Here is an 8,910-nt window from a genome sequence, read left to right as displayed (position 1 = left end):
CGCGGCGGACGCCGCCGCCTGCCTGGCCGAGTGGGAGCGCGCGGCCGAGCGGTGGGCCTCCGCGCACGCCGATCTGCGGGCGCCGACGGGGCTGTTGGGCCGTACGCTGCCCGCGCTGGCCGACATCCTGCGCGGCCGGATCCCGGCGACCGATGTGCTGTTCCCAGAGGGGTCGTTCTCCCTGGTGGAGGGCGTCTACCGGGACAACGCCGTGGCCGCGCACTTCAACGCCGTACTCGCCGCACAGGTGACGGCGTTCCTGCACGGCCGCCGCGCGGCCGACCCGGCGGCGCGGCTGCGCGTACTGGAGATCGGCGCGGGCACCGGCGGCACCACCGCGCCCGTGCTGGAGCAACTGGAGCGTGCGGGCCTGGAGTTGGCCGAGTACTGCTTCACCGACCTCTCCCTCGCCTTCCTCCAGCGTGCCGAGGACGCCTTCGGGCCCGGCCGGGCCCACTTCGCCTGCCGCACCCTCGACGTGTCACGGGCACCGCGGACGCAGGGCTTCGACGCGGGGGCGTACGACGTGGTGATCGCCGCCAACGTGCTGCACGCCACGGACGACGTACGGAGCGCGCTGCGGCACGCCAAGTCGCTGCTGCGCGGCGGCGGAATGCTGGCGCTGAACGAGATCAGCGGCTTCTACCTCGTCAACCACCTCACCTTCGGCCTGCTGGACGGCTGGTGGCTCTACGGCGACGCCGAACTGCGGGCGCCGGGCAGCCCCGCGCTGCCTCCGGAGAGCTGGCGCCGGGTGCTGACGCAGGAGGGCTTCACCGGCGTCGCGGACCCGGCACGGGACGCCCGCGCCCTGGGGCAGCAGATCGTGACCGCCCACAGCGACGGACTGGCCCGCGGCCCGGTGGCGGACGCGGCACCGGTGGCAATGGCGGCACCGGCGGCACCGGCGGCCGTGGCGCCGCCGGAGACGAACACGGCGGTGAGCGCGGCGAGTTCGGCGGCGGGCACGGTGAACGAGCCGGGCGGGCCCGGCGGTTCGGCGGCGGGCGGTCCGCAGACCTCCGGCGGTCCGGACGTGCGCGTGGTCGCCGACGTCGTCGAGACGGAGCTGGCCGACGCGCTGCGGCTGCCGGCGGAACGGATCGACCGGGCGGGCGCGTTCGCGGACGTGGGCCTGGACTCCATCGTCGGTGCGCGCTTCGTACGGCGGCTCAACGAGGAACTGAGCCTGGACCTGCCGACGACGGTGATCTTCGATTACCGGAGCGTCGACGAACTGGCCGCGCACATCGTGGAGGACCACCGTCCGACCTCGCCTGCGCCGGGCGGTACCGGGGCGGCCACCGCTCAGGAGCCCCCGGCCGAGCGGGAGTCGGGGCGCGCCCCGGAGCGGGAGCACGGGCCCGTTGTGGCGTCCGATGTCACCGGGCCCGATGCCACCGTGCCCGGTTCCGCCCCGTACGGCCGGGAGCCCATCGCCGTCGTGGGTGTCAGCGGACGCTTCGCCGGTTCCGACGATCTCGACGCCCTGTGGGGGCATCTGGCCGCGGGCGACGACCTCGTCGGGCCGATCGACCGCTGGGATCTCTCGGCCTACGGCGAGGACGAACTGACCTGCCGCAGCGGCAGTTTCCTCGACGGCATCGACCGCTTCGACGCCCGCTTCTTCAAGCTGTCGGGCCGCGAGGCCGCCTACACCGACCCGCAGCAGCGCCTCTTCCTCGAACAGGCGTGGACGGCCCTGGAGGACGCCGGGCACGGCGGCGCCTCGACCGACGGCATGCGCTGCGGCGTCTACGTCGGCTGCACCGGCGGCGACTACAAGGACCACTTCGAGGACGCACCGCCCGCGCAGGCCGTCTGGGGCAACGCGCCCTCGATCGTCCCCGCGCGCATCGCCTACCACCTCAACCTCCAGGGCCCGGCCATCGCGGTCGACACGGCCTGCTCCAGCTCGCTGGTCGCCGTGCATCTGGCCTGCCAGGGACTGTGGAGCGGCGAGACCGAGATGGCCGTGGCGGGCGGCGTCAGCGTGCAGACCACTCCGGCCACCTATCTCTCGGCCAGCCGCGCCGGGATGCTCTCGCCGACGGGACGCTGCCACACCTTCGACGCCGCCGCGGACGGGTTCGTACCGGGCGAGGGCGTCGGCGTCGTGGTGCTGCGCAGGCTCTCGGACGCGCTGCGCGACGGCGACCACGTGCACGCCGTCATCCGCGGTTCGGGCGTCAACCAGGACGGCGCCACCAACGGGATCACCGCGCCCAGCGCCCTGTCCCAGGAACGGCTGCTGCGGCAGGTCTACGAGGACTTCGCGATCGACCCGTCCGAGATCGGCATGGTCGAGGCCCACGGCACCGGCACCCAGCTCGGCGACCCCATCGAATGCCACGCCCTGCGGCGGGTGTTCGAGGGCAGCGACGTCCCCGGCGGCTGCGCGCTCGGTTCGATCAAGACGAACCTCGGCCACACCACGTCCGCGGCGGGCGTCGCGGGTCTGCTGAAGATCGTCCTGTCGCTGCGGCACCGGCAGATCCCGCCCTCCCTGCACTACCGCGACCGCAACCCCGAGATCCGGCTGGAAGGCGGCTCCCTGTACGTGAACACCTCACTGCGCCCCTGGGAGCCGAACGCGGGCGGCAGCCGTGCCGCCGCCCTCAGCTCGTTCGGCTTCAGCGGCACCAACAGCCATCTCGTCGTCGAGGAGGCACCGGCGCGTCCCGGGCGGTCCCCGCTCTCCGGCGCCGCCGCCGTGGAGGAGCCCGGACTGCCCCGGGTCTTCCCGCTGTCCGCGCCCCAGCCGGCGGCGCTGCGCGAGCGCGTCCGCGATCTGGCCGTCCATCTGCGGAGCACGCCGGACGCCGTCCTCGTCGACGTCAGCCACACCCTGGCGACGGGACGCGCCCACTTCGCGCACCGCGCCGCCTTCGTCGCCCGCACCCGCGAGGAGCTGATCGGTCAGCTCGACGACTGGCTCGACGGGGAGGCCGGAGACGCCGGGAAGGCGGCGAAGACCGGGAAGGCCGCGAAGACCGGGGACGTCGGCGAGGCCCGGGGCGCCGGGCCGGAGGAGCTGGCCCGCGACCGCTACCTCGCCGGTGAACCCGCCGACTTCGCCGCGCTGTTCGCCGGTTCCGGCGCCCGTCGCACACCGCTGCCGACGTACCCCTTCCAGCGCAGGAGCCACTGGGTGCGCGGCGGCGCACCGGGGGGCGCCCCGGACGCGGCCGGGTCCGGTACGTCCACCACGTCCACCACGTCCGGCCCGCCCGCCCTCCGTACCGACGCAAGGGGGAAGGGCCGCGGAGCCGCCCGCGCGGAGGACGACGCCGTCGCCGTCGTCGGCCTCTCCGCCCGCTTCGCGCAGTCGCCGGACGCCGAGGCCCTGTGGGCACATCTCGCCGCGGGCGACGACCTGGTCGGCGAGGTGACCCGCTGGGACCTGTCGCAGATCAGCGGCGGACGCACCGAACACGGCAGCTTCGTGGAGGACATCGCCCGTTTCGACGCCCTGTACTTCGGCGTCTCGGGCAACGAGGCCACGTACGCCGACCCGCAGCAGCGCATCTACCTGGAGGAGTGCTGGCACGCCCTCGAGGACGCCGGTTACGCGGGGGAGCGCCTGGACGGGCGGGGCTGCGGCGTCTACGTGGGCGCCTACCCCGGCGACTACCACGAGCTGATCGGCGCCGACCGCCCGCCGCAGACGATGTGGGGCAACATGGCCTCGGTCATCGCCTCCCGCATCTCCTACTTCCTCGACCTGGACGGCCCGGCGATGTCCGTCGACTCGGCCTGCTCCAGCTCGCTCGTCGCCATCCACACCGCGTGCCAGGACCTGCGGCTGGGCACGACCTCCATGGCGCTGGCGGGCGGTGTGTTCATCCAGGCGACGCCGCGGCTCTACCAGTACTCGGGCAAGGCGCGGATGCTCTCGGCCACCGGGCGCTGCCACGCCTTCGACGCCGCCGCGGACGGGTTCGTACCGGGCGAGGGCGCCGGAGTCGTCGTGCTCAAGCGGCTGTCGGACGCGCTGCGCGACGGCGACCGCGTCTACGGCGTGATCCGCTCCTCGGGCGTCAACCAGGACGGCACCACGAACGGCATCACGGCACCCAGCGGCGCGGCTCAGGAGAACCTCGTCCGCGACGTGTACGAGCGCGCGGGCGTCGCCCCGTCCGGGATCCAGCTCATCGAGGCGCACGGCACCGGCACACCGCTCGGCGACCCGATCGAATTCGAGGCGCTGCGCGCCGTGTTCGCGGACGCGCCGACGGGCGGATGCGCGCTGGGCACGATCAAGAGCAACGTGGGGCACACCCAGTTCACCGCCGGAGTCGCGGGGGTCCTCAAGGTGCTGCTCGCGCTCGACCACGAACAGCTCCCGCCCTCCTTGCACTTCACCCGGCCCAACCCGGCCATCGACCTCGCGAACAGCCCCTTCCACGTCAACACCGAACTGCTGCCCTGGCGGGCGCCCGCCGACGGGCCGCGCCGCGCGGGCGTCAGCTCCTTCGGCGCCGCCGGCACCAACGCGCACGTCCTGATCGAACAGGCACCGTCCGACGCCGCCGCCCGCACCCGCCGACACGGGCGCGCACAGTGGCTGTTGGTGCTCTCCGGCCAGGACGGCACCGCGCTGCGCGCCCAGGCCGAGCGGATGCTGGACCACGCCGAACGCCACCCGGACCTCGACCTCGGCGACACCGCCTGGACGCTCTCCACGGGACGCCGCCACAGCGCTCACCGTCTGGCGTGCGTCGCGGCCGACCGCGAGCAGTGGACGGCGGCGCTGCGGGGCTGGCTGCGCGACGGCCGTGCCGAGGGCGTGTGGACGGGCGAGGCCGACGAGTCGCCCCGCTCCGAGCACAGCGGCGAGGGCGGCGAGGGCAGCGGCGAACCGGCCCGCGCCGAGGTGCTGATGGCCGAGCACGACCGCCCCGGAAACCTCGCCGCGCTCGCGGAGCTGTACGTACGGGGCGAGGTCGCGCGCTTCGCACCGCTGTACGCCGACGGGGACTTCCGCGTCGTCTCCCTGCCCGGCTACCCCTTCGGCGGCGAGCACTACTGGACCGGGCCGCTGCCCGGGGACACCCCCGACGGGACGGATGGAACGGACGGCACGTACGGCACGTACGGGATCAGCGAATCCGGTGGCGAATCTGGGCCGTCCGCCGAACCCCGGCCGTACGCCCGGGCGTTGGCGCTGACCGGGGAGGAGTTCTTCCTCGACGACCACCGGGTCGGCGGCGTCCCCGTACTGCCGGGCGTCGCGTATCTGGAACTCGCGCACGCGGCGGCGACCGCACAGGGCGGCCTCGTCCCCGGCGGTGTGCTGCTGCGCAACGTCGTCTGGTCCCGCCCGGCCCGTGTCACCGAGCCGCTCTCCGTGGAGACGGTGCTCGAACCACGCGCCGCGGACGGCACGTTCGGATACGAGATCGCCACCGTCCGGGACGGCGCACGGCGGCTGGTGCACGGCCGGGGCCGGATCGAACCGCGTCCCGGCGGCGCGCCCGCCCGGCTCGGCCTCGCCGCGCTGCGCGAGCGGTGCGACGTACGGAGCCTGGACCACGCGGAGTGCTACGCGCTGCTCGGCGCCACCGGGATGTCGTACGGCGCCGCGATGCGCGGTCTGGAGGAGCTGCACGTCGGCCGCGGGCTCGCGCTCGGCCGGCTGCGCGTTCCGCGCGAGGCACGGGACGGACACCCCTGGACGCTCCATCCCGCCCTGCTGGACGCGGCGTTGCAGGCGACGGTCGGGCTGGCCCTGGACGGGGAGTCCGACGGGCTGACGGCCGCGCTGCCCTTCGCGGTGGAGCAGGTGCATGTGCTCGCCGCGAGCCCGGAGAGCGGCTGGGCCGTGGCCCGTCCCGCGGACGGGGCCGCCGAGGGCCCGGTCCGGCGGATGGACGTGGAGATCTGCGACGACGAGGGCACGGTGTGCGTACGGCTCCTCGGCTTCAGCACCCGCGAACTCCCCGGCGCCACCCCGTCGGTGACGACCGGGGCGCGGTCCGGAGCGGAGGCCGGAGCGACGACCGGAGCGGGGTCCGCCGCCGCGTCCCCTGCTCCGGACGCCGCCGATCCCGGCGCGCCCGCCGACGGCTCCCTGGTCTTCGCCCGTCCCGTCTGGCGCGCCGTGCCCTCCGCAGACGTACGGGAGGAGCGCCCGGCACCGTACCGGGAGATTCTGCTGGCCGGTCCGGAGTCCGTCGACGCGGCGGAGGTGCGGAAGCGCTCGGGCGTCCCGTGCTCGGCGCTGCCCGGCGGCGCCGGTCTGCCCGAGCAGTACACCCGGCAGGCCCAGGCGCTGCTGGCGAAGGTGCAGCAACTCCTGCCGCGCGTACGGGAGGAGCGCGTCCTGCTCCAGGTCGCGGTCCCCGCGCACGGTGAAGGCCGGCTCTTCGCGGGGCTCGCGGGTCTGCTGCGTACGGCCTGCGCGGAGCACCCCGGACTGGCCGCGCAGCTCGTCGAGACCGACGCCGTCGACGCCGCCGACGCGGCGACGCTCTGCGCCCACCTCGACGCCGAGGCCGCGCAGCCCGGCGTGGCGACGGTGCGCCGCACGGGCGGCGAACGGCTGGTGCGGCAGTGGCACGGCTTCCGTCCGGAGCGCGGCGATCAGCCCTGGAAGCCGGGCGGGGTCCATCTCGTCACCGGCGGCGCCGGCGGCCTCGGAGCGCTGTTCGCCCGCAGGATCGCCCGTACCGCGCCCGGATCCGTACTGGTGCTGTGCGGCCGCTCCCCGGAGGGCGCGGCACAGCGCGAACTCCTGGGCGAGCTGCGGGAGTCGGGCGCCGCACACGCGGAGTACCACAGCCTCGACGTCGGCAGGCGTACGGACGTCGTCCGGCTCGTGCGGCAGGTCGTGGATCGGCACGGACGGCTCGACGGCGTGATCCACAGTGCCGGAGTGCTGCGGGACGGCTTCGTCGCCCACAAGACCCCGGAGTACCTGGGCGAGGTCTTCGCCCCGAAGGCCGGGGGAGTGGTGCACCTCGACGAGGCCACCGCCGCACTGGAGTTGGACTTCTTCCTCGTCTTCTCCTCGATGTCGGTGCTCGGCAACCCCGGCCAGGCCGACTACGCGGCGGCCAACGCCTTCCTGGACGCGTACGTCGCCCACCGCGCCGGACTGGCGGACCGCGGCGAGCGCCACGGCCGTTCGCTCTCGGTCGGCTGGCCCCTGTGGGCGGACGGCGGCATGCACGTGGACGCGGCCACGGAGCGCCGCATCCACCAGAGCTCCGGAATGCGGCCGCTGCGTGCCCGTGAGGGGTTCGAGGCGCTGGAGCGCCTGTACGGGAGCGGACTGCCGCACGCGCTGACCGCGTTCGGCGACCGCGAGCGCATCGCGTCGGTGCTGCTCGACGGTTCCGAGGGCTCCGACGGTTCGGCTCGTCCGGACGGTCCGGACGCGGAGCGGGAGACGGACGAGCGGCGCCGGACCCCGGCGGACGCGAACGACGAACGGAACGAGGCCATGTCACACACGGCGCTGGTCGGCCGACTCGCCGCCCATCTCTCGGAGTTGCTGGACGTACCGGCGGAGGAGATCGAGGGCGGGGTCGAGCTGAGCGAGTACGGCTTCGACTCGATCTCGCTGACGGAGTTCGTCACGCTGCTCAACGGCGAGTACGGGCTGTCGCTCGTACCGACGGTGCTCTTCGAGCACTCGACGCTCGACGGGGTCGCGGGACATCTGCTGGAGGAGTACGCGGACCGCTTCGCGCCGGAGCCGCAGCCGGAGCCGGTGCAGGCGCAGATGCCGGAGCCGGTGCCGGCGCCGGAACCTGCACCGGTGCCGGCGCGCGGGCCCGTGGCACCGTCAACCGCCCCCGTGGCGGCGGACGATGGCGACGCGCTGCGCCGTGCGCTGGTCAAGCGGCTGCGGGAGCTGACGTCCCGCATCCTCCGGGTGCCCGCGGAGAAGATCAGCGCCACGCAGGAGATGAGCAAGTACGGCGTGGACTCCCTGTCGCTGGCGGAGCTGGCGGCGGCCGTGAACGCGGAGTTCTCGCTGATGCTGGACCCGACGCTGTTCTTCGAGCACCCGACGCTGGAGGCCGTCGCCCGCTATCTCCTCGACCGGCACGCCGACCGGCTCACCGGCCTGGTGACCGAGGAGACCCCCGAACCGGTCGCGGCCGAGCCGCCCGCCGCGCAGACGTCCGTCACCGAGACGTCCGTACGTGAACCCGCCGCGCCCGCGCCCGCGCCCGCGGCGGCTCCGGCTCCGGCTCCGGCTTTCGCCGCGGCCCCGGGGGCGGGTGCTGCGGAGGAGCCCGTCGCCGTCATCGGGATCAGCGCGCGTTTTCCGATGGCGGATGATCTGGCGGAGTTCTGGGAGAACTTGCGTGAGGGGCGGGACTGTATTCGTGAGGTGCCGTCGGATCGCTGGGACTGGCGCGAGTACTACGGCGACCCCGTCAAGGAGCCCAACAAGACCAACGTGACGTCCGGTGGATTCATGGACGGCGTGGGCGACTTCGACCCGCTCTTCTTCGACATCTCGCCCAAGGAAGCGGAGTTGATGGACCCGCAGCAGCGGCTGCTGATGCTCCACACCTGGAAGGCCCTGGAGGACGCGGGCTATGCGCCGGACAGTCTCGCCGGCACCGGCACGTCTCTCTTCGTCGGGACGACGAACACCGGTTACGGAAGCATGGTCAGCCGCTATTCACCGGTGATCGAGGGATACGACGCAACCGGGGCCGCGCCCTGCATGGGCCCGAACCGGATGAGCCATTTCCTCGATCTGCACGGTCCCAGCGAGCCCGTGGACACCGCCTGTTCCAGTTCGCTCATCGCAATGCACCGCGCCATTCAGGCAATTCACGACGGCCATTCCGACATGGCGATCGCGGGCGGCGTCAACACGATGGTGAGCATCGACGGCCACATCAGCATTTCCCGTGCGGGGATGTTGAGTGTGGATGGTCGGTG

1 protein-coding gene is annotated in these 8,910 nt (G+C 73.9%); it reads left to right on the top strand.

The window, feature by feature from the left end:
- The coding region (locus tag AN218_RS03460) for an SDR family NAD(P)-dependent oxidoreductase (RefSeq protein WP_070015138.1) at positions 1-8,910 on the top strand (8,910 nt) is incomplete at both ends.

The sequence above is a fragment of the Streptomyces nanshensis genome (genome assembly GCF_001751255.1).
Classification (GTDB): Bacteria; Actinomycetota; Actinomycetes; order Streptomycetales; family Streptomycetaceae; genus Streptomyces; species Streptomyces nanshensis_A.
Note: the sequence above shows the minus strand (reverse complement) of the source record. Positions and strands in the feature narration are given on the sequence as shown.